This window comes from Mycetocola manganoxydans, from assembly GCF_003667545.1.
GTDB lineage: Bacteria > Actinomycetota > Actinomycetes > Actinomycetales > Microbacteriaceae > Mycetocola_A > Mycetocola_A manganoxydans.
On sequence record NZ_RCUV01000003.1, the window covers coordinates 115,008 to 138,827 of the forward strand.

The window sequence follows — 23,820 nt, forward strand, 5'->3', positions numbered from 1 at the left end:
CACCGCTCTCCACCAAGCACCACTCACCCAGCACCAAGAGATACCGACACAAGGAGCAGTCCATGAAAAGCAGGTTCTTCACCGGCGCCGCAGTCGTTGCGGTCGCCGCCCTCGCGCTTACCGGCTGTACGGCAAGCGCTGACGAGTCCGACTCCGGCGGAGGCGCACTCAAGATCGACGTTCCCGATCTGCCCATGCACGAAAAGATGGGGGACTTCGAGGACTCGCTCGACATCGTCGCGTGGAGCGGATTCGTCGAGCCCGCCTGGTCTGACGATTTCACCGCCGAAACGGGATGCACCGTCAACCGTCGCGTCGCCGGCACGAGCGACGAGATGGTTCAACTGATGCGCACCGGTGATTACGACCTGGTCTCGGCCTCGGGCGACGCGAGCTTGCGCCTGATCGCCGGTGGCGACGTCGCCCCGCTCAACCTCGATCTGGTCCCGAACTTCGGTGACGACATCGTCGAGGGAATGAAGGGACAGATCTACGACACCATCAATGGCAAGTCGTACGGTGTGCCGATCGGCCGCGGCGCAAACATCCTGCAGTACAACAGCGAAGTCGTGACGGAAGAACCGACGAGCTGGTCCGTGGCGTGGGAATCCGACAGCCCGTACGCCGGTCAGATCATCGGATATGACGCCCCGATCTACATCGCAGACGCCGCCGTCTACCTGATGGCGCACGAGCCGGACCTCGGCATCAAGAACCCGTACGCTCTCGACAAGGAGCAGCTCGCTGCAGCGATCGACCTTCTCAAGCAGCAGAACAAGATCGTTTCCGAGTACTGGGCCGACCCGGCCGCGCAGATCACGTCCTTCGTCGGAGGCAACAGCGTCATCGGCACGTCGTGGGAGGTCCTGCGCAAGCTCAGCGAAGACGAGAAGTTCAAGAGCGTCCTTCCCGAGGAAGGTTCGACCGGTTGGTCGGATGCCTGGATGCTCTCGGGCGAATCCGACAGCCCCAACTGCGCGTACGCGTGGATGGATTACACCAGCGCACCCGAGGTGAACGGACAGATCGCCATGGGATTCGGAATGGCTCCGGCGAACGCCGCGTTCTGCGACCTCAACGATGAAGCGAAGGCACACTGCGATTACTTCAACGCCACCGACGAGGAGTACTTCAAGAAGGTGTGGTTCTGGACCACCCCCATCGAGCAGTGCATCGACGGTCGCACCGACGTTCAGTGCACAAACTTCCAGGAGTGGACCGACGCCTGGCTGACCGTCAAGGGATAGCCCGGGAGCTGGGCGGTGCCGCACCAGCGGCGCCGCCCAGCCGCCTTCGGCCGAACCGGCCACACTTCGATTGAAAGGTAACGCCCATGAAGCGTCGCGCTCACCTTGCGGGACTGCTCGCCCTCCCGATGTTCTGGCTCATCGGCATCTACATCTTCTCGCTCGTCATGCTCCTCGTGACGGCGTTCTGGACGACCGACCCGTTCACGTCGAAAGTGAAACCCGGCTTCACCCTCCGCAACTTCGAGCAACTGGTCGCTAACCCGGCCTACCTCTCAACGGCTGTCCGCACACTCGTCATCGCACTTGCCGTGACGGTGCTGTGCATGCTGATCTCGGTCCCCCTGGGTATTTTCATGGCCAAGATCGCGAAACCATGGCTCCGCGCTCTGCTCGCCGTCGCCATCACCCTCCCGCTCTGGGCGGGCTACCTGGTCAAAATCCTCGCGATGCGAGTGACGTTCACCGACGCCGGCTTCTTCAACTGGGCGCTTGCACCGTTCGGGATCACCGGCCCCAGCTTCAGCATCACCACGGTCGTCCTAACCCTGACCTACCTGTGGCTGCCGTACATGGCCGTTCCGGTCTACACCGCGATCCGGCAGCTCCCCGCCAACCTGTTCGACGCATCAGCCGACCTCGGCGCTGGCGCCTGGCGGACCATCCGCACGATCGTCCTCCCCCTCATCAAACCGGCCATCATCGCCGGGTCGATCTTTACCTTCTCGCTGAGTCTCGGTGACTACATCGCAGCCAAGTTCGTTGGCGGTTCCACCCAGATGATCGGAAGCATCATCGCCTCGAACATCAACCTCAACCCGCCGATCGCCGCCGCCTTCGCTGTCGTGCCCATCGCTTTCGTCGTCATCTATCTGCTGAGCGTGCAGCGCACAGGCGCGCTCGAGCGGATGTAGGGAGTTCTCTCATGCTCAGACTTTCCCGTGGGGCGCGAATCGGTCTCGGCACCATCGTCGCCGTCGTTCTCGTGTTCATGTACACGCCCCTCCTGCTCGTCGTGCTCAACTCATTCAACGCCGCACGGATCGCCAGTTGGCCCATCCGCGAGTTCTCACTCGAGTGGTGGGGCAAAGCGTTCGCGAGTGAACCGATCCGCGCTGCACTGCTGAACTCGGTGCTCGTCGGCCTGGGAGCGACCGCGGTCGCACTGCTCCTCGGCACCCTCGTTGCGTTCGCGCTGCAGCGGTACTCCTTCTTCGGCAAGCAGAGCGTCAACCTCCTCGTGGTGCTCCCCATCGCCCTGCCGGGTGTCGTGACCGGTGTGGCGCTCAACAACACCTACAACCAGCTCCTGGAACCGATCGGAATCCAGGTTGGCTACTTCGGGATGATCATTGCTCACGCGACCTTTTGCATCGTGATGGTGTTCAACAACGTGTTCGCGCGACTGCGCCGGCTGAGCCCGAACGTCGAAGAAGCATCCCGCGATCTCGGCGCGACGCCCTGGCAGACCTTCCGCCTCATCACGTTCCCGCAGTTCCGTTCAGCGTTCATCGCCGGCGGCATCCTCGCGTTCGCCCTGTCCTTCGACGAGGTCGTCGTAACGATCTTCACCGCTCCCCCCGGAGTCGACACACTCCCGCTGTGGATGATGAACCAGATGGCCCGCCCGAACGAGGCGAGCATGGTGAATGTCGTCGCTACCGTCGTGATCCTCTTCTCGCTGCTGCCGGTGTGGGCATCCCAGCGTCTCGGACGCGAGATCAGCGACCGCGACTGAGCCGTCACTGAGCCGTCACTGAACTGCCGCTGAGCCGTCGTCCGGTGAAGCACCAGCCGTCAGTGCAGCAGCAGCGAGGCGATCAACAGCACCCCGACGGATCCGAAGGTCGTCAGCAGGATGGTGTCCCGCGCAAGCAACACACCACGGTCGTAGCGCTGCGCATAGTTGAAGACGTTCTGGGCGGTCGGCAGTCCGGCGAGCACCACGATCGCAAAGAGTTCGGTCCCCGTGATCCCGAATCCGTACTGACCGATCAACCAGGCAGCGACGGGCATGATCGCGAGTTTGATCGACGTCGCCAGAACGACATCGCGCCTGTTGCCGCCCGGTTCCAGAACCCGCGTGCCGTGGAGTGACATCCCGTAGTTGATGAGCATCATCGGCACGGCAGCAGCGCCGATGAGGCGGAACGGTTCCATGACCGGCACCGGGATCTCGACGCCGGTGACCGACACGACGAGCCCCAGAACGGAGCCGATGATGATGGGGTTCCTGAATGGCTGAGTGAGAATCCGTCTGACGGATGTTCTGCCACCTGTCCCGATATCGAGGAGCGTCAGCGCGATCGGTGTGAACACCAACAGCTGAAGCAGCACCACCGGTGCCGAGTACGCGGCATCCCCGAGCACGTAAACCGAGACGGGAATGCCGATGTTGTTCGCGTTCACATAACCGGCGCTGAGCGCACCGATGGTCGCCTCCGGCAGTTTCCGGCGCCAGAACAGCGCGGCGACGAGAAGAAAAACCGTGAAAGCCGAGACCGCTGCGAGCAGCGAGACTACGAGCAGCGGCGAGAACAACCGGTCGACCTCGGCATCGGCGAGAACCGTGAACAACAGGAACGGCGAGAGGACGAAGAAGACGGTCCTCGCGATGACCGGCTGACTGTGGGGCCCGAGGAAGTCGGCCCTGCCGACGATGTAGCCCACGGCGATGATGGCGCCGATGACGCCGAAACCCGTGAGGACGCCAGACACCCCCTCATTCTGTCAGGTCAGTCCCGGCAGCAGTGCCATCGCTCTAGCTGTCAGCCCGCCGCCTCGCTACGCTCGAACCATGCCCCACGTCGACGTGCCGGGAGCCCGGCTTTATTACGAAACCGCCGGTCACGCCTCAGAGGAACCGCTTCTCCTCCTCCACGCCGGCATCGCCACCCTCCGCATGTGGGATCCGCTCATCGATTCCCTCGCACCGAACCACTACGTGATCCGGTACGACACCCGCTGCTTCGGCCAGACGAGTTGCCAGCCATCCGGGTTCTCCGATCGCGACGACGCGCGAGCGATTCTCGACCACCTCGGTGTCTCACGAGCCACTTTCATCGGGGCCTCCCGAGGTGGGCGCATCGCCCTCGATGTCGCTGTTGAAACCCCGGAGCGGGTTGCAGGGATCGCGACCATCGGATCCGGACCCAGCGGCTTCCCCGAGGTGGAACTCACCGACGAAGAAGATCGGATCTGCACCGACATCGATCAGGCCTGGGACGCGCAGGACTTCGGCAGGATCCTCGACCTCGAGACCCGGCTGTGGGCGATCGGCCCGCTTCGCAACGAGGACGATCTCGATCCTGATTTCGTCCGCACCGCATACGAACTCGGCCGATCGAATCTGCACCACCAGCCGGGCGTCGACGCGCCGGCCGATGAGCTCGAACCTCCCGCATATGACCGCGTGGTCGACCTGGATGTTCCCGCTCTCGTCACGGTGGGTGAATTCGACCTCTCCCGCGCGCTCCTGCAATTCGAATACCTCGCCGCGACGATTCCCGGCGCCAGGCGCCACGTCTTGCCCGACACCGCCCACCTGCCGAGCGTCGAACGCCCGAAGGAGTTCCTCGACGTCCTCTCACCGTGGCTGGCTGAGCACGGTCTCTAAACGGGCTCCCGCTTCGAACGCGTGACCACGTCATACGCGGCGAGCGCCGCCTTTCTCGACGACGCAAGATCCACGATCGGCTGCGGGTAGGCATCCGTTCCCCACTCGGGCACGTTCTGGCGGATGTATTCGCCGTGCGGATCAAACTTCTTAGCTTGCAACTCCGGGTTGAAGATACGGAAGTAGGGCGCAGCATCCGCTCCCGAACCCGCCACCCACTGCCAGTTGAACGCGTTGCTAGCCGCATCGGCGTCGACGAGGGTGTCCCAGAACCACTGTTCCCCCAGCCGCCAATCGATCAGGAGGTTCTTCGTCAGGAAGGATGCGACGATCATCCGCACCCGGTTGTGCATGGTTCCGGTGCGCCATAGCTCGCGCATTCCGGCATCGACGATGGGGATGCCCGTCGTTCCCTGCTGCCACGCGGCGAGCGCCGCCTCGTTGAGTGGGGGCCACGGGAACGCGTCGAACTCACGCCGCCAGTTGACGGTCGCGAGATCGGGAGCGGCGAACAGCACGTGTGAGCAGAAGTCGCGCCAGCCCAGTTCCGTGAGGAATCGCGTCGCTCCGGCAGCAACCGCAGCACCTGCACCCCGGCGAACCTGCTCCGTCTCGTGCAGTACCCGGTTCGGGCTGATCTCCCCCCAGCGCAGATGCGGGGAGAGCCCGGACGTCGCCCCCTGCGCCGGGATATCGCGTTCGGTGTCGTACGCGGCAAGCTTCTCGTGAAGGAACTCGTCGAGCAGACGGTGTGCGGATGCTTCGCCCGGCTCCCACGCGTCGCGAAGGCCACCTGCCCAGTCCGGTTGAGTCGGCAGGAGTCGCCACTCATCGAGGTCGTCGCCGCCGGCCTGGCCCGCCCATCCGTCGATCGTCGTCGGGGCGTCGAGGGGCGCTCGGGGAGGCGGTGCCGCCTGACACGCCCGCCAGAACGGTGTGAAGACGGAGTACGGGGTGCCCTGGCCGGTCGCGATCGTCCACGGCTCGTAAAGCAGCGACGCGGCAAAGCTCGAGACCTCGACACCATCGTCACGCAGCCCTGACTTCAACCGGGCGTCGACCTCCCGCTCAGCGCGGCCATAGCGGCGATTCCAGAACACCGCGCCCGCGCCGGTCTCGGCAACCAGTGCTGGGAGGATCTGCTCGGCCGGCCCTCGCCGAAGCAGAAGCCGCGCGCTGATCCCCTCGAGGTCAGGGGCGAGAGCGGCGAGGCTGTGATGCAACCACCATCGCGCTGCACCGCCGTACGGCCGGAACCCATCCGATTCCTCGTCGAGCAGATAGATCGCGATCACGGGTTCCCCCCGGCTGACCGCGGCGACGAGCGCCGGGTTGTCGTCGATTCTGAGGTCGTCTCGGAACCAGACGATCGAGGGTGCTCCAACCATGTCGGCCAGTGTTACACAGTGTTTCGGTGGAGCGAGCAGGGTTGCGGGCACCTCATTACCGTGTAGTTACCCGCTTCCCTCTTCCGGAGATCTCATGTACCTCGCCAGCACCGCACCTGCCGCCTCTGGCAGTGCGCCCGCTCGCGCAGGCACGGCGGATGCTGCGTTCGCCGTGGAATTCGAGGGGCTCGGCCGGTCGTTCCCCAGCGACCGCGGAGCATCCAGAACCGTGCTTCGCGATGTCTCGATCTCGGTACAGCCCGGTGAAGTGCTCGCCATCCTCGGCACGAGCGGCTGTGGAAAATCCACCCTGCTTCGCATCGCAGGAGGCCTCGACTCGGCAACGGCAGGACGAGTGCTCATCGACGGCACACCGACCGTCGACTTCGACGACCGCACCGCCGTCGGTTTCCAGGAACCCCGACTGCTGCCGTGGCGCAGCATCACAGACAATGTCGCCCTCGGACTTCCCCGAGGAACTCCCAAGGCTGACGGCGCCGCGCGCGTCGCCCGGTTGATCGAACTCGTTGGACTCAGCGACTTCGCCGGGCACCGCCCACGGGAAATTTCCGGCGGAATGGCGCAGCGAGCATCCCTCGCCCGTGCGCTCGCCCGAAACCCGGGCGTCCTGCTCCTCGACGAACCCTTCGGCGCTCTCGACGCACTGACGCGGCTGAAGATGCAGGATCTGCTGCTCGACGTGCACGCCGCGGCTCCCACCACTGTTCTACTCGTCACCCACGACGTGGATGAAGCCCTCCAGCTCGCCGACCGGATCATTCTCCTCGGCCGCTCGAACGAGTTAGACGGGTCGACCATCGCCCAGGAGATCGTCGTCCCAGGAACCCGCCCCCGCGATCGCGGCTCAGCGGAACTCGCCGAGCTTCGCGGTCGGCTTCTCGACGGCCTCGGCATCGACCGCCACGGTCAGGCCCGCGGCGTCGAGACGACCACCGCGATCCCCCACTTCCCCTACTAAACCAACTAAGGACTTGTCATGATTCGCACACGCCTCTCGGCCGCAGCGCTCCTCGCCGGCGCAGCCGCCCTCCTCCTGACCGGATGTGTCGCCGGCGAGAATGCGTCAAGCGCATCGGAGTCCACCACGGACGCCAGCGGTGAGACCGTCACGACCGGCGGCGAGCTCAACATCGACTTCGCCACCTACAACCCGCTCTCCCTCATCATCAAGGAGAAGGGCTGGCTCGAGGACGCCCTCGAGGATCAGGATGTCACCGTCAACTGGCTCCAGTCGGCCGGTTCGAACAAGGCCAACGAGGCCCTCCGCGCCAACGCCGTCGACGTGGGGTCGACGGCAGGATCAGCCGCGCTCCTCGCTCGCGCCAACGGTTCACCGATCCAGGTCATCGACCTGTACTCGCAGCCGGAATGGTCGGCCCTCGTCGTCGGACCCGACTCGACGATCACCGACGTCGCCGAGCTCAAGGGCAAGAAGATCGCGGCGACCAAGGGAACGGACCCGTACTTCTTCCTGCTCCAGGCACTCGAAGAAGCAGGGCTCACTCCCGCGGATGTCACGATCGAGAACCTCCAGCACGCCGACGGCTGGGCTGCCCTGCAGAACGGTTCCGTCGACGCCTGGTCAGGACTCGACCCGATCATGGCCGGCGCCGAGCAGTCGGGCGCCAAGCTCCTCTACCGCAACGTCGATTTCAACAGCTACGGATTCCTCAACGCCACCGAAAGCTTCCTCGAAGAGAAGCCGGACCTTGCGCAGGCCGTCGTGAATGCCTACGAGCACGCCCGGGTCTGGGCGGCTGAGAACCCCGAGGAGACCGCTGAGATCCTCGCGGATGTCGCTGCTCTCGATCTCGAGGTCGCCACCAAGGTCATCGCCGAACGCTCGAACCTCGACGTCGACCCGATCCCCGGCAGCGCCCAGCGCGACGTGCTCGAGATCATCGGCCCGATCTTCGTCGAAACCGGAGACGTGAAAACCCAGGACGACGTCGACAAAGCACTCGACTCGATCATCAACGACTCCTTCGTGAAGAAGGCTGACGCCGACGCGATCGGCTAGTCGTCACGGCGGGAGCGCTTGCTCCCGCCGTTTACTACTTCTGAGGACTGAGCATGACAGGCAACGACACCCTGACGAGTGATCCACGAACCGCGGATGCCGTCGGCGACGATCGAGGAAACGGTGCGGCACCCACCCGCCCGCTGACCCGTCGCACCTGGTTCGTCGTCGTCGGGGGCGCACTGATCCCGGTGCTTGTCCTCTCGATCTGGCAGCTGGTCACAACACTCGAGCTCGTGCCGGTGTCGCAGCTTCCGTCGCCCGCGATGGTGTGGACGGCGGCACTCGAACTCGCCCAGCGCGGCGAACTCGGCCTGTACACCGCGATCTCCACCCAACGCGTCCTCATCGGTTTCGCCATCGGTGCGGGCCTCGGCCTGGTCTTCGGAGCCGTCGTCGGTCTCTCTCGACTCGGCGACATCCTTCTCGCGCCGAGCCTCGGCGCCATCCGCGCGGTGCCGTCACTCGCCTGGGTTCCCCTCCTCATCATCTGGCTCAAGTACGGCGAAGAGTCGAAGATCACCCTCATCGCGATCGGCGCGTTCTTCCCCGTGTACACGACGGTGTCCGCCGCTCTCCGCCACGTCGACCGCCAGCTCGTCGAAGCCGGTCGCGCGTTCGGGCTCAACGGCGCCCGGCTCTTCACAACCGTGCAGCTCCCGGCAGTCCTGCCGTCCGTCGTCTCGGGCCTGCGGCTCGCCCTCGCCCAGGCGTGGCTCTTCCTCGTCGCTGCCGAGTTGCTCGGGGCATCCATGGGTCTGGGCTTCCTGCTGAGTGACTCGCAAAACAACGGCAGGCTCGACCGCATCTTCCTCGCAATCGTGCTGCTCGCCCTCCTCGGCAAGATCACCGACTCCCTCGTCGGACTGTTCGAGCGCTGGGTGAACAAACGCTGGGGTTGATCCGCAGCTGAACTCGGTGCGATTTCACCCACTTCGGACCACGTCACCCGGCGTGCTGCGTGAAAGCGTCCGAACGGGGTGAAATCGTTCCGCACCGGCGCCAGATGTCCCTTGTGAAAGCCGCCTGATGTTGGTGTGATGGGAGTGTTCGCGAAGCGCTACCCGCGCAGATACGAACCCGCCCACACCAGGGGCAGCACCATCACCCACAAGGAGATCCCCGACAATGACGTCACCCTTTGATTCCGGCGCGTCCCTCGACGCCCTGCACTCCCCCACGATCGACCACGAAACAGTCCTGGTCACCCGCGGCATCCGATCCGGTCTGACCATCAGCGTCGCCGTCCATTCCACGAAACTCGGACCAGCCCTCGGTGGCGCCCGGATCTGGAACTACGGGTCCTGGCTCGAAGCCGTCGAGGATTCCCTCCGGCTCTCGGCCGGGATGACCCTCAAGAACGCCGCGGCAGGGCTCGCCCGCGGCGGCGGCAAGTCCGTCATCTTCGTGCCTCACGGAACCACGCTCGACAACACCGCACGCAGAGACGCCATGCTCGACCTCGGAGACGCGGTCGAGAGCCTCGGCGGCAGCTATCAAACCGCTGAGGATGTCGGCACGAGCGCCAACGACATGGCCATCGTCTCCGAACGCACCCGGCATGTGTCCGGACTCCCCGCCGATCGGGGTGGCGTCGGTGAACCGAGCGACGCGACAGCCGCCGGCGTGTACTCCGCCGTTCTCGCAACCCTCGACACCGTGCTCGGGAACCCCCTTGTCCGCGGCAGACATGTCACAATCTCGGGGCTCGGGCAGGTCGGTGGACGTCTCGCCCGTAGATTGGCCGCTGCCGGAGCATCCCTCATCGTCACCGACGTGAACCCCGCTCGCCGGGCCCTCGCGGAGGAGATCGGCGCGAGCTGGATCGAACCGGGTGACGAGCACCTGTTCGAGACGGACCTCTTCGTTCCCTGCGGCGTCGGCGGCGCCCTCACCCGCGAGATCATCGCCGAACTGCGCTGCCGCGCCGTCGTCGGAGCCGCCAACAACCAGCTCGCCGAACACGATGGTGCCGAGCAGTTGGCGGAGCGGGGCATCCTGTGGGCGCCGGACTTCATCGTCAACGCCGGCGGGGTGATCTACCTCGACATGGCATCGCGGCCTGGCGCAGATCTCGACTCGATCCTCGCCCGTGTCGACGGTATCGGGGAGACGCTGCGCTCGGTGTATCGCTCGGCAGCGGAACAGGGAACGACCACTCTCGCCGCAGCCGAGAAGCTCGCGATGGACCGGCTGGAGGGCGCAACACTCCGGGCGGCCTGACGAACCCGGCTCGGCGCAGGCGCGGATTCACGCGTTCCGGCCCAGATCACGCGGTACGCCGGGTGAATCGGTCCGGGGTGCGTGAAATCGCGGCCATTGTCTGGCGCGGCCAGACCGCCGACGCAGCAAATCTGCGTCAGAAGGACGAACCACGCAGCTCCCGGTCGTGAGAGTCAAGAAAACGCCTGACCGCGGCCCAATATGCTCGACGTATCCGCAGTTCTCACACTCAAGTACCGGGAGGGTAGTTATGTCGAAATCTCACGCACACGTGATCGTTGGCGAGCCCGAGGTGCTTGAAGACCGCGCCGACCTGGCCACCCACCCGGCCTGGCTCCGCCTCAAGGACGCAGCCACCGGCATCCGCCCGCTCCAGGTCAAGGACGGGTCCATTCCAGAGACGGATGTCCACGACTCCGCCCGCGGGTTCGTCGCGACGATCGTCGACGCGGTTCGCGAACTGGCGCCACTGTTCCCGTGGGACGCCGCATACCTCGACGCCGTCGTCATCGATATGGAGCGCTGGTCCCGTGAGGACTTCGGAGTTCCGGACTTCTTCGACTCGCTGATGGCGTTCCAGCCGCAGGAGCACCGCATTGATGGGCGCACCCACCTCGTGTTGTTCCCGATGTACACGCAGAACGGGTCGACCGATCGCCTGGTCGAAGCCGTGATCGTGGAAGTGCTCTGGCCGGAGTTCATCGCCGAACTCGAAGCCGGCGACTACTCGAACAAACTGTTCGTGCCCATCCGCTTCGTCGATTTCACTCCCGGGTACGACACCAACTCGGCCGTGCTTTTCCCCGAGACCGTCGCGATGCGCGCCATCCCGACGTTCACCTGGGGGGCGATCTTCGCCGACCGCGAGGCCGCCAGGTTCCGCCGAGTGGTGAAGGCTGCTGCCGAAATCACGAAGCTCGACCTCCCGGCGGACGCGCAGGTGCTGCTCGAAGATCAGAAGCTGACCGAAGAGACCTTCGTCATGTGGGACCTCATCCACGACCGCACCCACATGCGGGGCGACCTCCCGTTCGACCCGTTCATGATCAAGCAGAGGATGCCGTTCTTCCTCTACTCACTCGAGGAATTGCGGTGCGACCTCACCGCGTTCCGCGAATCGGTGAAGCTCGAGCGCACCCTGTCGGCACAGAGCCCGGCCGAACTGACCGAGGCGGAGACCGAGATCCTCGCCCACGCGAAGCTCGTGCAGTACGCGGTGATCTTCGATCGGATCTTCCGGTTCGCTCTCACCGGCAGCCGCGTGCGCAACTACGACGGGCTCGGCGGGCAGTTGCTGTTCGCCTGGCTGCACCAGCACCACGTTCTGCACTGGACAGACACCGCCCTCACGATCGACTGGGCGGAAGTTCCCGATGTCGTCGTGGCCCTCGGCAACGCGATCGACGATCTGTACTGGCGTTCGATCGACCGGCCGAAGGTCGCACACTGGCTTGCCGCTTACGACCTGGTGTCCGGCACGGTCGAACCGCACCCCGCATCGAAGTGGGCGCGCGGGCTGCCGGACGACGTACTCACCGGGGCGCCCAAGGGATACACCGACCTCGTGATGGACGATGAGTTCCCGCTCAGCATGTTCTACGAGGCACTCTCGAAGAAGATGCGCGACGTGATCGAGTCGACCGCGGGGATCACCGGTCGTGACTGACTCCCTCGATCCCGGTTCTCCGGCCGCTGGTCGCACCGTGCTCATCGCCGGTGCGACCAGCGCTGCAGGGATCGCCGTCTGCCGGAGCCTCGCGTCGGCAGGTGCCAGGGTGATCGCGGTCGGATCTCATGCGGAGCGTCTCGCCGCTGTGACCGGCGCGGTTCCGGATGCCGCGACGCACGTCTGCGACCTCAGCAACGTCGACGACGTGGTCGCCCTGGGCGAACGTGTGCGCTCCGAGAACGGACCGATCGACGGGCTCATCCATCTCGTCGGCGGCTGGCGTGGTGGCGGCGGACTCGACGGCCAGACCGACGAGGACTGGGAATTCCTGCACACCCGGATCGTCACCACCCTGCGCAACACCACCCGAGTCTTCACCGACGACCTCCGCGCCTCGGATGCCGGCCGGCTCGCGATCGTCTCCTCGACGAGCGTCGACCGACCGACACCGGGTGGCGCCAATTACGCGGCGGTGAAGGCGGCAGCGGAGACCTGGGTGCGAGCGATCGCTGCGGGATTCACGAAGTCCGCACCGGCGGCATCCGCCTGTATCTTCGTGGTGAAGGGGCTCGACGGGCTCGAGACCCGACTCGCGTCGGGTGTCACTGGCCTGTGGGATCAGGAAGCGGCACCCGCGGCGCTGACACGGGTCGTGCTCGAGCCGGCGACCTGACACGATTCTCCGCCTCACGACGGATGCCACGGAGCCACTGGACTCGTTAGCGTGGGAGGGTGACTTCCTCAGCCTCGCCACTCGTCGACCCGGGCGGCCCCGCATGGCGCCAGCCGGCGGTGTCGTCGAGAGACCTGCGGGCCGATGCCATTCTTGCCGCCGCCCTCTTCGTCGGCACCCTGATGAGCCTCATGCTCTACGACATCTCCGGTGTCTACGACGAACCGGCACCGATGTGGATGAGCCTGATCTGGGCGGCTCTCATCACATTGCCCCTCGCGTTCAGGCGGCGGTTTCCGAACACCGCCGCCATCATCGTGTCGGTCACGTTCATCGCCGGCGGTGAGCTGAGGGTTCCCGAGCTGCTGTTCTGCAACATCACCCTCTTCATGGCGCTCTATGCCGTCGGCGCGTGGGTCGACAACCGGCGCACGGCGATGCTCGTGCGTGGACTGATCATCGGGGCGATGCTCAGCTGGCTCGTGATCGCGATGCTTCGTGAGACGACAAACCCGGAAGGGCTCGACGGCTTCTCGCGCGTCGGCGCCTTCTCGCCCCTTGTCGCGTTCCTGATGATCCAGATCCTCACGAACCTCCTTTACTTCGGCGGCGCGTACTACTTCGGTGACCGGTCGTATGCAGCGGCGCGGCAAAAGGCGCTGCTCGAGTTCCGCACCGACGAACTCGAACGGGAACGGGAACTGACGGCAGGCCAGGCCGTCGCGCTCGAACGGGTTCGGATCGCTCGCGAACTGCACGATGTCGTTGCACACCACGTGTCCGTCATGGGCGTACAGGCGAGCGCCGCGCGGACGGTTCTCGACTCCGACAGGGCAGCTGCACGGGATGCCCTCGCGAATATCGAACTCGGCGCCAGGTCCGCCATCGACGAACTGCAGAAGCTGCTTCACACCCTACGCGCGAGCGACCCCGTCGACGCCGCATCGACGAGCGCATCCACGCTCGGCCTCGAGTCCCTGAACGCCCTTGTCGCCGACTCGACGGCATCCGGCATGCCGACGACCCTCAGTGTCATCGGGGAACCCTCCGAGGTGTCCCCACTCGTGGCGCTCAGCGTGTACCGGATCGCCCAGGAAGCACTCACCAACGCCCGCAAGTACGCCGGGGCCGGTGCGACCGCCGACGTACGACTGCGTTATCTGCCGGACGAGCTCGAACTCGAGGTCACCAACACCGGAACCGTTCCGCTGACGCCACGCCCCGGCGGGCTCGGCCAGGTCGGCATGCGGGAGCGCGTCGATGCGCTCGGCGGCAGCCTCGAACTCGGCCCACGCCATCGCGGCGGATACCTGGTCCGGGCCCGTCTTCCGCTCGCTTCTGCTGGTCCCGTTCCGACCGAGACGGATGCCGCCATCGACCAGACACCGGAGGCCCTCGATCGGGTCTCCCCGAGGAGTAACCGATGACCCCGACCCGTGTGCTCCTCGCCGACGACCACGAGATGGTGCGGGCCGGGTTCCGTATCATCCTCGGTTCGCAGCCTGGCATCGAGATCGTCGGAGAAGCCGCCACCGGCGCCGAGGCCCTTGCCCGTGCTGCGGAGCTGAAGCCGGACGTCATCTGCATGGACGTTCAGATGCCGGACATGGACGGGCTCGAGGCGACCCGGAGGATCGTCGCGGACGAGTCCGTGACATCCGCCGTGCTCATCCTCACCACCTTCGACCGCGACGACTACCTGTTTGAGGCTTTGGGGGCAGGGGCGAGCGGGTTCCTGCTCAAGAACTCCACGCCGGAACAGCTCATCGATGCCGTGCGCGTTGTCGCGTCGGGTGATGCGCTGCTCGCACCGGCCGTGACCAGGCGGGTGATCGAGCGGTTCGGTGCACCGGTCGAAAAGAGCACCGCACCGGTGACCCCGCCTGCAGCGCTCGAAACACTCACCGACCGCGAGGCCGAGGTGCTGCAGCTCGTGGCGCAGGGTCTGTCGAACGCCGAGATCGCCACTCAGCTGTTCGTCGGCGAAGCGACGGTGAAGTCACATGTGTCGAAGGTGCTGCAGAAGCTCGGCCTGCGCGACCGGATCCAGGCCGTGGTCTGGGCGTACGAGAACCGGGTTGCTGTCCCAGGGGGATGAAACGGATGTCCCGCCGCCCGGCCGTTGTCGGTGTGTCGGCCCGTCACCTTGACGGATCGCGGCGAACCCCCGCCTGACGCAGAACCCGCTCGGCAGCCCGCACCATCGCGACGTCGATGAATGTGCCATCGTCGAGCACGAATGCACCGGTGCCGTCGGCAGCGGCGAAACGGACGCGGTCCACGATGTGTTGCGCGCGTGCAATGTCCGCTGTATCCGGTGTGAAGACCGTGCGGATGACCTCGAGCTGGCGCGGATGCACAGCGGTTCGCCCGGCGAAACCGAGCGCTCGGCCAGCACGGCAACTCGCGTCCAGGCCATCCAGGTCGGCAACGTCGGCAAAGACGGCCATCAAGGGCGCAGGAAGCCCAGCCGCTGCGGCGGCATTGACGATGCGGCTGCGCGACCAGGACAGGCCCGCCTCCCCTTCCTGCCCGGCGGGTACGCCGAGTTCGGCGCGGAGATCGGCCTCACCGGTTGCGATCGAGGAGACACCCGAGCAGGCGATCTCGAACGCGCGCTCGATGGAGATCGCCGACTCGAGCAGAGCGTGCACCTCGCGGCCCGGCAGCGCGGCACGGAGCGTTGCGACATCCTCGGCCGATTGGGTCTTCGGCAAGCGCACGCCGAACGCGATCGGGAGTCCGGTGATCGCCGCCAGATCGGCGTCGTGTGCGGGCGAACCCGATCCGTTGACGCGTACCTGTACCGTGGGTGCCCGTTCGCCGCGGGCCTCCCACTTCGCGGCGAAGTCGCTCAGCGCCGCCCGCCCATCTGCTTTCCGCGAGGCGGCGACGGCATCCTCAAGATCGACGATGACGGCATCCGCCCCGGCGTCGAGTGCCTTGTCGAACCGCTCCGGTCGGTCTGCCGGAGCGTAGAGCGCGACCATGGTCAATCGAGTCATGCGATGCTCCCGTCAGCACGCAGGGCAGCGAGCTCGTCGTCGGTGTAGCCCAGTTCGACCAGCACGGCGTCGGTATCCGCACCGTGCGCCCGTCCGGTGAACGCGATGGTCGCGTCATCACGCGAGAGCCGGAACAGCGGTCCCTGCATGGCGATCTCGCCCAGGTCGGCATCGTGGATGCGGTGGATCGTTCCGAGCGCATTGAATTGCGGGTCGGCGACGATGTCGGACGGATCATAGATCGGCGCGACCGCTGCTTCTGCTTCCTCGAACACTGCGACGACCTCATCGCGCGAGTGCTGCGCGATCCAGCCGCCGACGGCGTCATCGAGGAGGTCCGCGTGCTCGGCGCGAGTCGCCCCGCTTGCGAACCACGTCTCATCCGCGAGTTCTGGCCGGCCCACGAGAGCGACGACACGCTCAGCGATCGACTGAGCGCTCGTCGAGACAGCGACCCACGATCCGTCGGCCGTTCGATACGCGTTACGAGGTGCGTTGTTGACCGATCGGTTCCCTGTCCGTGGCTGCACCGTGCCGAGTTGATCCCACCGGGTGATCTGCGGACCGAGCATGGCGAGGATGGGCTCGATGATGGCAACGTCGATTTCCTGGCCGACGCCGTCTCGATCTCGCGCATGCAGGGCGACCATGATGGCGTACGCCGTTGCGAGCGACGCCACCCCGTCCGCGAGCCCGAAGGGAGGAAGAGTCGGCGGGCCGTCGGGTTCACCGGTGGACGACGCGAACCCGCTCATTGCCTCCGCAAGGGTCCCGAAACCCGGGCGGCGGCGGTACGGGCCGATCTGTCCGAATCCGGTCACGCGGGCGAGCACCAATCCGGGATTCTCGGCGGAGAGTGCGGCGTAGTCGAGTCCCCAGCGCTCGAGGGTGCCCGGGCGGAAGTTCTCGATCACAACGTCTGCGGTTTGTGCCAGCCGAAGGAACGCATCCCGGCCACCGTCGGTGTGCAGGTCGATCGCCACGGTGCGCTTGTTGCGACCGAGCGTCTTCCACCAGAGGTTCTGGCCGTCCTTGCTGGGTCCGTGACCGCGCGCAGGGTCAGGTCGGTTCGGATGCTCGACCTTGATGACGTCGGCACCCATGTCGCCGAGGTGCATCGCAGCCATGGGGCCGGCGAACAGCGTCGACGCGTCGACCACGCGCACTCCGTCGAGCGCACTCACGACGCATCCTCTCGACAGATCCGGAAGCCGATTGACGGCGACGCATCCTGGCCGAGCCCGGGCAGGAGCAGCTTCGCGGTGAACTCCGGAGGCTTCACCCCGCCGTCGAAATACCAGTCCGAACCCACACTGCAGTGGGCGCTGCCGCCCTTGAGCATGACGAATCGCGAGCGGCCATCTGAATGCTCCGACTCGGTCCAGTTCCACACTTCCGGCATCCTGCGAGTGAAATCCTGCTGGGTTGCGGCGAGTTGCCACTCGTCCTCGGTGGGAAGCCGGCCGCCTGCCCAGGCCGCGTACTCCCTGGCGCGCGTGAATGTCACGTTCGTCGCTGGGCGTTCGGGGTCGCGGGCATCCGCGACCTCGCCGATCGCTTCGAGGAAGCGGGCGTACTCAGCTTCGCTCACCTCCGAGGCGGCAACCTGCACGGGCCGCGCAACAACAACCACCCGGTCGATGGTCCGCTGGTCGTGCAACCGGGGAGGCAGCGGCTTCCACTCGTCGACGTAGGGCGCACCGTCGTACATACCGGTCTCTCTCATCCGGTATCGCACGGTAAGCGTGTGTTCGCCGGCGGGTACCTCGACGGGGCGGTCCCAGACCGATTCATCGTGCACGACCGGCCCGTTCCACCGGGGTGCGTCGAGACGCCGGGAGGTGCGGTGCCGGAACGACGCGTCCCGGTCAGCGGTTTGGCCAGCGAGGGCGGCCTGCGCAATCCCGAGCTCCTCTGGCGCTGGAGTTCCGTGGCTGATCTGCACGGCCCCGGCGATTCCGCCTGCGGGCACCGTGATCGCGTCGGCGGTGTCGCCGGCGTGAAGCGGAGACCATCGTGCGCCGGAAGGAACGTACACGGCGTCGTCGTTCGCTGTGTTGGCGAGGAGCAGCACGGTCACACCGTCCAGCTCGAAGGCGGAACCGACGACGCCGCCCTCGTGCACGGCGAGGGGCGTCCACGCTCCCTCCACGAGCCAGCGATGGAATTGACGCTGGACAGGAAGCATCCGGCGCAGCGTCGCGGCATCCCGGTCGTTCCACCCGACCCAGGCACCGAAGACGACCTCCCACACCATGACCCCGACACCGTTCAGCCAGGCGGATCGAAGTTCGGCAGCATGGTCGCGGTGCCAGCGGCGGATGTGATGCTGCATGTGGCGGCGCTCGAACCACCGGGCGCGAAGGACGCCCGGGGTCTCGGAATCGGCAAACCATTGGGCCCACGAAAGCGTATGGTCGGCGATCCGCTCGGTTGCGAGCTTCGACTCCCCTTCGAGGCCGACGCCTTCTCGTGCAGCGTCGAGTGCTGCGACGAGCTCAGGATCGGCCTTCTTGAGCGTGTCGAGGAAGACGCCATCCGCGCCGATTCGGCGCACGGTCGTGGCGAGTTCGGTCGCGTCATCGCCCGCTCGACGTGTCCCCGTGTCCCACGGGTTGTAGTCGAGGAACACGGCAACACCCGCTGCACGCAAGACCGCGGCGACGTCGGCAAGCCCTGGCACCTCGTAGAAGTCCCACTGATTGCGATCGTCGATACCGATCACTGGATACGCGTGCCACAGCACGATTCCGTCGAGACCTCCAAATCGCTCCTGGGCATCAGCGAGAAAACGCTCAGGGGTGAAACGCTGGGTTTCGAAGTCGAAGAACAGTTCGTCCCACAGCCAGGTCTGCGCCACGGTGAAACAGCTGCTTGCCCAAGCCGACGCAGGGTCGGCGTAACGGGTGGGCTCTCCGTGGCGTCGTCTCGCGCCGTCGCGCCACGCAGCGAGTTGGGCGCGCCACCGGTCGAAGTCGGCCGGGTCGGCCGGCGCCGCAAAGATCTTGGCGTCGTCGAGAACAGTTGCCGCGTCCCCCTCGGAGAGATCGACGTCGAGGGGAACTCGCGTGGGCAGATCCAGCTCGCGGGGGTGAAGGGGGTCAAAACCGCCGCTCATGCCTGTGTCCTCTCGGTCAATGCGGCGACCTCCGCTGCTGACGGCACCGCGTCCTGCGCACCCGGGCGGGTAACAGCGATCGCGGCCGCAGCCGCCCCTGCCCTGGCTGCGACTTTAAGCAATGACATATCGACGCTCTGGGGTGCGCGTCCGGATGCTGCAAGGGCAGCGGCGAACATTCCACAGAAGGTGTCGCCCGCGCCGGTCGTGTCGACCGCGTCTGCAGCGAAAGCCGCAATGTCGGCGCGCTCTTCTCCGCACACGACGAGCGATCCGCGACGGCCGAGGGTGACGACGAGCGCGCGTACGAGTGGTGCGAGCGCCGTCACCGCCGCCTCGAGGTCGTCGACGTCGGTGATGTCGAGCGCCTCATGCTCGTTGACGATGAGCACATCCACCGAGGCAAGCAGCGCTGCCCTGGCCGAGTGGAACGGCGCCGACGGTGCGGCATTGAGAAGGTGCCAGGTCTGGGCGCCGCGGGCGGTGGCGGCATCCTGTACCAGAGCGACGGGAATTTCCAATTGTGTGAGTACGACACGTGCCGTTGACACGAGCGAACGCTGAACTGGCGTCAGAGCGGTGGCTGCCGCGTTGGCGCCGGGCACGACAACAATGGTGTTGTCTGCGGTGTCGTCCACCGAGATGAACGCCATGCCGCTCGGTCCTTCGACCTGCGACAGCCCGGAGACGTCGACGCCGTCAGCGACGAGGGCATCCCGAAGGTTTTCCCCCTCCGGGTCGGTTCCCACAGCCCCGACGAAGGCGACGGATGCTCCTCCCGCCCGACGGGCAGCGACGGCCTGGTTCGCGCCCTTTCCTCCACCGGTGCGCACCAGCGAGGACGCGAGTACCGTTTCGCCCGGGGCTGGAATCCGGCGGACGCGCGTGACGACGTCCTGATTGATGCTGCCGACGACGACGACACTCATGACATTCCCTTCGACAGGCGAAGCGTACGGTCAGCCAGCTCCCGGATGGAACGCTCCGCACCTCCGGGCATCGAGGTCGAGATTCGATCTTTCAGCGGCCCGGTCCACGCCTCACCGATTCCTTCGGCACCGACGAGTCCGCCGACCACGGATCCGACGGTCGCGCCGACCGAATCGGTATCCCATCCGCCGGCGACGGCAAATGCGATGGCGGCGCCGAAATCGTCGCCATACGCCTCAAGAGCGCAGGCGGCGAGCGCCGCATTGTTGAGCGTGTGCACCCAGTGCATCCCCTCGAAGGCAGAATGCAGGGAGTCGAGCGCTGAGTCTGCGGTCAATCCGCCCGTGGCGAGTGAGCGGCCCGTTTCCCGTCCCAGGCGAACGGCGACGGCAAGGCGGGAATCCGGCGGCACGACGGTGTCTGCAGCATCCAGGGCCTCGCCGGCGGAAGGGGCGACGAGCGACGCGGCGCACAGCGCGGCAGCCCACATCTCGCCGTAGATGCCGTTGCGGGTGTGACTGAGTCGCGCGTCTGTCCATGCCGATGCCGCAGCGGCACGCACATCGCCCGGGTGCGCCCAGCCATGCACATCGGCACGGATGAGAGCGCCGATCCATTCGCGGAACGGGTTGTGATGTTTCGCCGTGTCCGGGATGGACCGCGCGTCGAGGATGTTCCGGTACGCCGCACGCTCGGCGGTAAAGACCCGGCCAGCGGGGAGGGCGCCCAGCCACGCTTCGGCTATGTGCTCGGTCGTCAGGTTCGCGCCATGGGTCTCGAGCAGCTGGAGCGCGAGGATCGGGAAGTTGAGATCGTCATCCTCGGGCATCCCGTCGATGTTCTCCACGAGGGAGGTCGGTGCCGAGCGACGGTTCCAGGGCCACCGATTCCCGATGTCCGGGGAAAGACCGACTGCGGTGAAGTACGTCCGGATCGGCCAGTTCCCTGTCGAACGAGCGATCTCCTCAATGCCCCTGCGAGGAATCTTCTCGACGGGCTTGCCGAGCAGACACCCGGCGGACCGGCCAAGCCACGCTCCATGCACGCGAGCGAACGCAACGGACACCTCGCCCGGGGATGAAACGGCGGGGAGCAGCGCGGTGATATCGGACCACTCGTCCGGCTCCTCGGAGCTCGGCGTCTGCAGGGCCTGCAATTCGTCAAGCACTGTGCGCGCCAGAGCGCGCACCTCAGGTGGAGCGGGCACTGCGCTTGCCCCCGAGGGCGCGAGCGCAATCGATCCGCCCCCGTTCGCCCATCGCCGTTCGATGGGAGCGATCTCGCTCTCCTCGACGCCCTGCTCGCGCAGGGCGGCGAGCTCGGCGGGGACCAGGTCTTCGGGTTGCGCCCACGTCAACCTCACGCCGCGGTCTCCCGGCCCAGCACTGTTGCAAGTGCCGCCGCTCGCTGCGTCGCGCGGTCGGCATCCGCTCGTGCGACGTCGCGGACGACGTCCGTCATGGAAGCCACCACGCCGTCGAGATCGAGCCGACTGGCCGTTGTGACGCCGGAGACCCATTCGCTCGGGACGGCGTCGTAGCCGGAGAGGCCGCCGCAGATGGCACCGGCCATCGTCGCGATCGAGTCGGAGTCACGCCCGTAGTTCACAGCGTCGAGTACCGCCGCCCGCAGATCCCCGTCCCGGGCAACGACGAAGCCCAGCGCGACCGGAAGCTCCTCGATCGACTTGGTGCGTGACGGGAGCCTGGCGTCCATCGCCGGCGCGCGGTAGTGATCGCCCACCGTGTCGAACGGGGCGACGGCAGTGCGCACGATGCGAGCGAGGTCACGGGGATCATCCGATCCACCGGCGCCCATGAAATCGTCGACGGCGTCGAACACGGCGCGGATCGCCGCGGCGGTGCCATCGTGAGCGACGTCCAGTACGGCAGCGCGAACATCAGCGATGGTCGCGCCGGGGGCTGCGGATGCCGCCACCGCAGCCGCGAACACTCCCGCTGCTTCACGCCCATACGACGACTGGTGCGCGCCGGCGATGTCAATCGCCTCGGCGTATGCACCGCGCGCGTCACCGATGTGCACGAGCCCGACGGGTGCCATGTACATCGTGGCCCCACAGTTGACGATGTTGCCGACGCCCGCCTCGCGAGGGTCGGCGTGGCCATAGTGCAGCTTCGCGACGATCCACTTCTCGGCGAGAAAGACACGCTGCAGGATGAGTGCATCGTCCTCGAGTTCGGGAACCCAGCGTCGTTCGCCGATCATGAGCGGGACCAGGTCGCCGGCGACGTCGTACGCGTCGAGGTGACGACGTCGTTTGGCGTATACCTCCACGAGCGCGTGCGTCATGAGGGTGTCGTCGGTGACGTGCCCATCACCCTTGTGGTACGGGGCAATCGGCCGCGCTGTCTTCCAGTCGGCAAGGAACGGCCCAACGATTCCCTCGACTCGACCGCCGTGACGCTCTTCGATTTGATCGGGGGTCCACCCCTCGGTCGCCCCTCCCAGGGCGTCTCCCACTGCGGCTCCTGCGAGCACTCCGGCCACTCGATCCTGCAACACGAACATATTTTCTCCTTATGACTCCAGCTGTCGACAAACGCGGGGGCGAACCGGTGGCCGCCCCCGCGGGTGTCATCAGCCGGCGATGTCGGCCCAGCCGTCGGACAGCTGAGCGGCGAGCTGCTCGCTGGTGATCTCATTGGCCAGGTACTGCTGGAAGGCCGGCGTCGCGATCGTGTCTTTCCACTCGGTGTACTTTTCCACCTTGAGGAACGGCGGTCCGACGAGACCATCGCCTGATGCCAGCACCTGAGTCCAGGCGGGGTTGTCCGCCGCCAGTTTCTCCACCTCGGCGCGCGCCGCGTCAGACGACGGGATGAGCGCGTCGGCGTAGGCGATCTGGGCGAGGTTGTCGCCGGCCATGAAGAAGTTGAGGAACTCGGCGGATTCTTCAACGTACTCGGAATCGATGTTCACTGAGTACGTCTGCGGGTTCGCTGCCTGGATAGCGCCTTCGGAGCCTTCAAGCGGGGGCAGAGCCACCCAGTTGAAACCTTCCGGAGCATCATTGGCGATGTTCGTCGCCTGGAATGAGCCCTGCACGGTCATCGCGACCTTGCCGCCGTAGAACGAGGCGAGCACCTCTGATCCCGACTGGGTCAGGGAGGTGGGATCGACCGACTTGTCGGTGTACGTCATCTCGTGGACCAGCTCAGGCACGGCGAGTTCCGCGTCGCCGACCTCGATCGAGGCGTCCTCGCCCTCACCCGAGAAGAAGGTGCCGTCGAAGCCGAGCGCGAGGCTCATCATCGCCGCAGTCGGCGACCCGAGTCCCCAGCCCAGGCCGTGGGCGTCGCCGGTTGTGGTCGCCTTCGCGATCTCCTGAAGCTCATCCCACGTCATCGAGTCCCCGGTGGGAACCTCGACGCCGGCGGCCTCGAGAAGGTCGGCGTTGGCGAACGCCATGTAGGACTGCAGCGTCGACGGGTACGCGATGATCTCGTCGTTCTGGGTGACAGAGTCCCAGATGCCCTCGGAGATGTCTGCTTTCAGGTCGCCATCGATGTAGTCGGTCAGATCGGCGAGATAGCCGTCGGCCGCGAAGGAGACGATCGAGCTTGCCTCATAGTGGATGATGTCCGGTGCCGTTCCGCCGGTGAACTGCGTAACGAGCTTGTCGAACGTCCCGTCCCATCCCGCCTGGACGATCTTGACCTGGACGTCGGAGTTCTCCGCGTTCCAGTCGTCGACGATCGCCTTGACGGCCGCTTGCGTCGCCGGCTGGTCGGACAGCGACTGAAACTGAAGCGTGACTGCACCGTCGTCGCCTCCGTCGCCGCTGTTGGTTGCGCTGCCTTGCTGGCATCCGCTCAGGACGAGGACTGCCGCGCCCGCGAACGCGACGGCTCCAATGCCTCGGATTCTCTTCATGTTGCTCGCCTTTCTG

Annotated in this window: 21 protein-coding genes; 12 read left to right on the forward strand and 9 right to left on the reverse strand. The window is 66.1% G+C overall.

Annotated elements, in window-relative coordinates; all coding sequences use genetic code 11:
• The first annotated feature begins 62 nt into the window (after nt 1-62).
• The 3 genes from D9V29_RS02845 (at nt 63) to D9V29_RS02855 (ending at nt 2,985) form a co-directional block, all read left to right on the forward strand.
• A complete protein-coding gene (locus tag D9V29_RS02845; protein ID WP_121671817.1) occupies nt 63-1,247 on the forward strand; it encodes an ABC transporter substrate-binding protein in 1,185 nt (394 codons plus the stop codon).
• 86 nt (nt 1,248-1,333) lie between these two features.
• On the forward strand, nt 1,334-2,161 hold the full coding sequence (locus D9V29_RS02850; RefSeq protein ID WP_121671818.1) for an ABC transporter permease: 828 nt from the start codon (nt 1,334-1,336) through the stop codon (nt 2,159-2,161).
• Nucleotides 2,162-2,172: 11 nt separating this feature from the next.
• On the forward strand, nt 2,173-2,985 hold the full coding sequence (locus tag D9V29_RS02855; protein WP_121671819.1) for an ABC transporter permease: 813 nt from the start codon (nt 2,173-2,175) through the stop codon (nt 2,983-2,985).
• Between the two features lie 59 nt (nt 2,986-3,044).
• Here D9V29_RS02855 and D9V29_RS02860 read toward each other — a convergent pair whose 3' ends face one another.
• A complete protein-coding gene (locus D9V29_RS02860; protein ID WP_121671820.1) occupies nt 3,045-3,965 on the reverse strand; it encodes an AEC family transporter in 921 nt (306 codons plus the stop codon).
• 79 nt (nt 3,966-4,044) lie between these two features.
• On the opposite strand from D9V29_RS02860, the gene D9V29_RS02865 reads away from it, so the two are divergent.
• Nucleotides 4,045-4,863 carry an alpha/beta fold hydrolase gene (locus D9V29_RS02865; protein ID WP_183084895.1) on the forward strand — a complete coding sequence of 273 codons (819 nt, stop codon included), beginning with the start codon at nt 4,045-4,047 and terminating at the stop codon, nt 4,861-4,863.
• Here D9V29_RS02865 and D9V29_RS02870 read toward each other — a convergent pair.
• Nucleotides 4,860-6,251 carry a cryptochrome/photolyase family protein gene (locus D9V29_RS02870; protein ID WP_121671822.1) on the reverse strand — a complete coding sequence of 464 codons (1,392 nt, stop codon included), beginning with the start codon at nt 6,249-6,251 and terminating at the stop codon, nt 4,860-4,862. The genes D9V29_RS02865 and D9V29_RS02870 overlap by 4 nt on opposite strands.
• A 94-nt stretch (nt 6,252-6,345) precedes the next feature.
• On the opposite strand from D9V29_RS02870, the gene D9V29_RS02875 reads away from it, so the two are divergent.
• From D9V29_RS02875 to D9V29_RS02910, 8 genes are all read left to right on the forward strand, one after another.
• Entirely contained in the window at nt 6,346-7,230 is an 885-nt protein-coding gene (locus D9V29_RS02875) for an ABC transporter ATP-binding protein (RefSeq protein WP_121671823.1), read from the forward strand.
• An 18-nt stretch (nt 7,231-7,248) separates the two neighbouring features.
• Nucleotides 7,249-8,292 (forward strand): aliphatic sulfonate ABC transporter substrate-binding protein, encoded by a 1,044-nt coding sequence (locus tag D9V29_RS02880; RefSeq protein ID WP_121671824.1) that lies wholly within the window; start codon nt 7,249-7,251, stop codon nt 8,290-8,292.
• 53 nt (nt 8,293-8,345) lie between these two features.
• Entirely contained in the window at nt 8,346-9,194 is an 849-nt protein-coding gene (locus D9V29_RS02885; protein WP_121671825.1) for an ABC transporter permease, read from the forward strand.
• Between the two features lie 226 nt (nt 9,195-9,420).
• Complete coding sequence (locus D9V29_RS02890) at nt 9,421-10,515, forward strand: Glu/Leu/Phe/Val dehydrogenase family protein (protein ID WP_121671826.1); 1,095 nt, start codon at nt 9,421-9,423, stop codon at nt 10,513-10,515.
• Between the two features lie 250 nt (nt 10,516-10,765).
• On the forward strand, nt 10,766-12,181 hold the full coding sequence (locus tag D9V29_RS02895; protein ID WP_121671827.1) for a DUF6421 family protein: 1,416 nt from the start codon (nt 10,766-10,768) through the stop codon (nt 12,179-12,181).
• Nucleotides 12,174-12,857 (forward strand): SDR family NAD(P)-dependent oxidoreductase, encoded by a 684-nt coding sequence (locus D9V29_RS02900; RefSeq protein ID WP_229790439.1) that lies wholly within the window; start codon nt 12,174-12,176, stop codon nt 12,855-12,857. The genes D9V29_RS02895 and D9V29_RS02900 overlap by 8 nt, the downstream gene beginning before the upstream one ends.
• 59 nt (nt 12,858-12,916) lie before the next feature.
• Complete coding sequence (locus tag D9V29_RS02905; protein WP_229790438.1) at nt 12,917-14,284, forward strand: sensor histidine kinase; 1,368 nt, start codon at nt 12,917-12,919, stop codon at nt 14,282-14,284.
• On the forward strand, nt 14,281-14,955 hold the full coding sequence (locus D9V29_RS02910; protein ID WP_121671828.1) for a response regulator: 675 nt from the start codon (nt 14,281-14,283) through the stop codon (nt 14,953-14,955). Before D9V29_RS02905 ends, D9V29_RS02910 begins: the two co-directional genes overlap by 4 nt.
• Nucleotides 14,956-14,998: 43 nt before the next feature.
• Here the strand turns inward: D9V29_RS02910 and D9V29_RS02915 are convergent, their stop codons facing one another.
• The 7 genes from D9V29_RS02915 to D9V29_RS02945 form a co-directional block, all read right to left on the reverse strand.
• Entirely contained in the window at nt 14,999-15,862 is an 864-nt protein-coding gene (locus tag D9V29_RS02915; protein WP_121671829.1) for an HpcH/HpaI aldolase/citrate lyase family protein, read from the reverse strand.
• On the reverse strand, nt 15,859-17,046 hold the full coding sequence (locus tag D9V29_RS02920; RefSeq protein WP_183084896.1) for a CaiB/BaiF CoA transferase family protein: 1,188 nt from the start codon (nt 17,044-17,046) through the stop codon (nt 15,859-15,861). The genes D9V29_RS02915 and D9V29_RS02920 overlap by 4 nt, the downstream gene beginning before the upstream one ends.
• Nucleotides 17,043-18,980, reverse strand: a complete 1,938-nt coding sequence (locus D9V29_RS02925; protein WP_121671830.1) for an SUMF1/EgtB/PvdO family nonheme iron enzyme — start codon at nt 18,978-18,980, stop codon at nt 17,043-17,045. Before D9V29_RS02925 ends, D9V29_RS02920 begins: the two co-directional genes overlap by 4 nt.
• The gene (locus D9V29_RS02930) at nt 18,977-19,909 is read right to left on the reverse strand and encodes a ribokinase (protein WP_121671831.1); all 933 of its coding nucleotides are present in this window, start codon (nt 19,907-19,909) and stop codon (nt 18,977-18,979) included. The genes D9V29_RS02925 and D9V29_RS02930 overlap by 4 nt, the downstream gene beginning before the upstream one ends.
• Nucleotides 19,906-21,273: an ADP-ribosylglycohydrolase family protein gene (locus D9V29_RS02935; protein ID WP_121671832.1), complete on the reverse strand. Its 1,368-nt coding sequence runs from the start codon at nt 21,271-21,273 to the stop codon at nt 19,906-19,908. Before D9V29_RS02935 ends, D9V29_RS02930 begins: the two co-directional genes overlap by 4 nt.
• Nucleotides 21,270-22,439: an ADP-ribosylglycohydrolase family protein gene (locus D9V29_RS02940; RefSeq protein WP_121671833.1), complete on the reverse strand. Its 1,170-nt coding sequence runs from the start codon at nt 22,437-22,439 to the stop codon at nt 21,270-21,272. The genes D9V29_RS02935 and D9V29_RS02940 overlap by 4 nt, the downstream gene beginning before the upstream one ends.
• Before the next feature lie 69 nt (nt 22,440-22,508).
• Nucleotides 22,509-23,804, reverse strand: a complete 1,296-nt coding sequence (locus D9V29_RS02945) for an ABC transporter substrate-binding protein (RefSeq protein WP_121671834.1) — start codon at nt 23,802-23,804, stop codon at nt 22,509-22,511.
• Between the last annotated feature and the right edge of the window lie 16 nt (nt 23,805-23,820).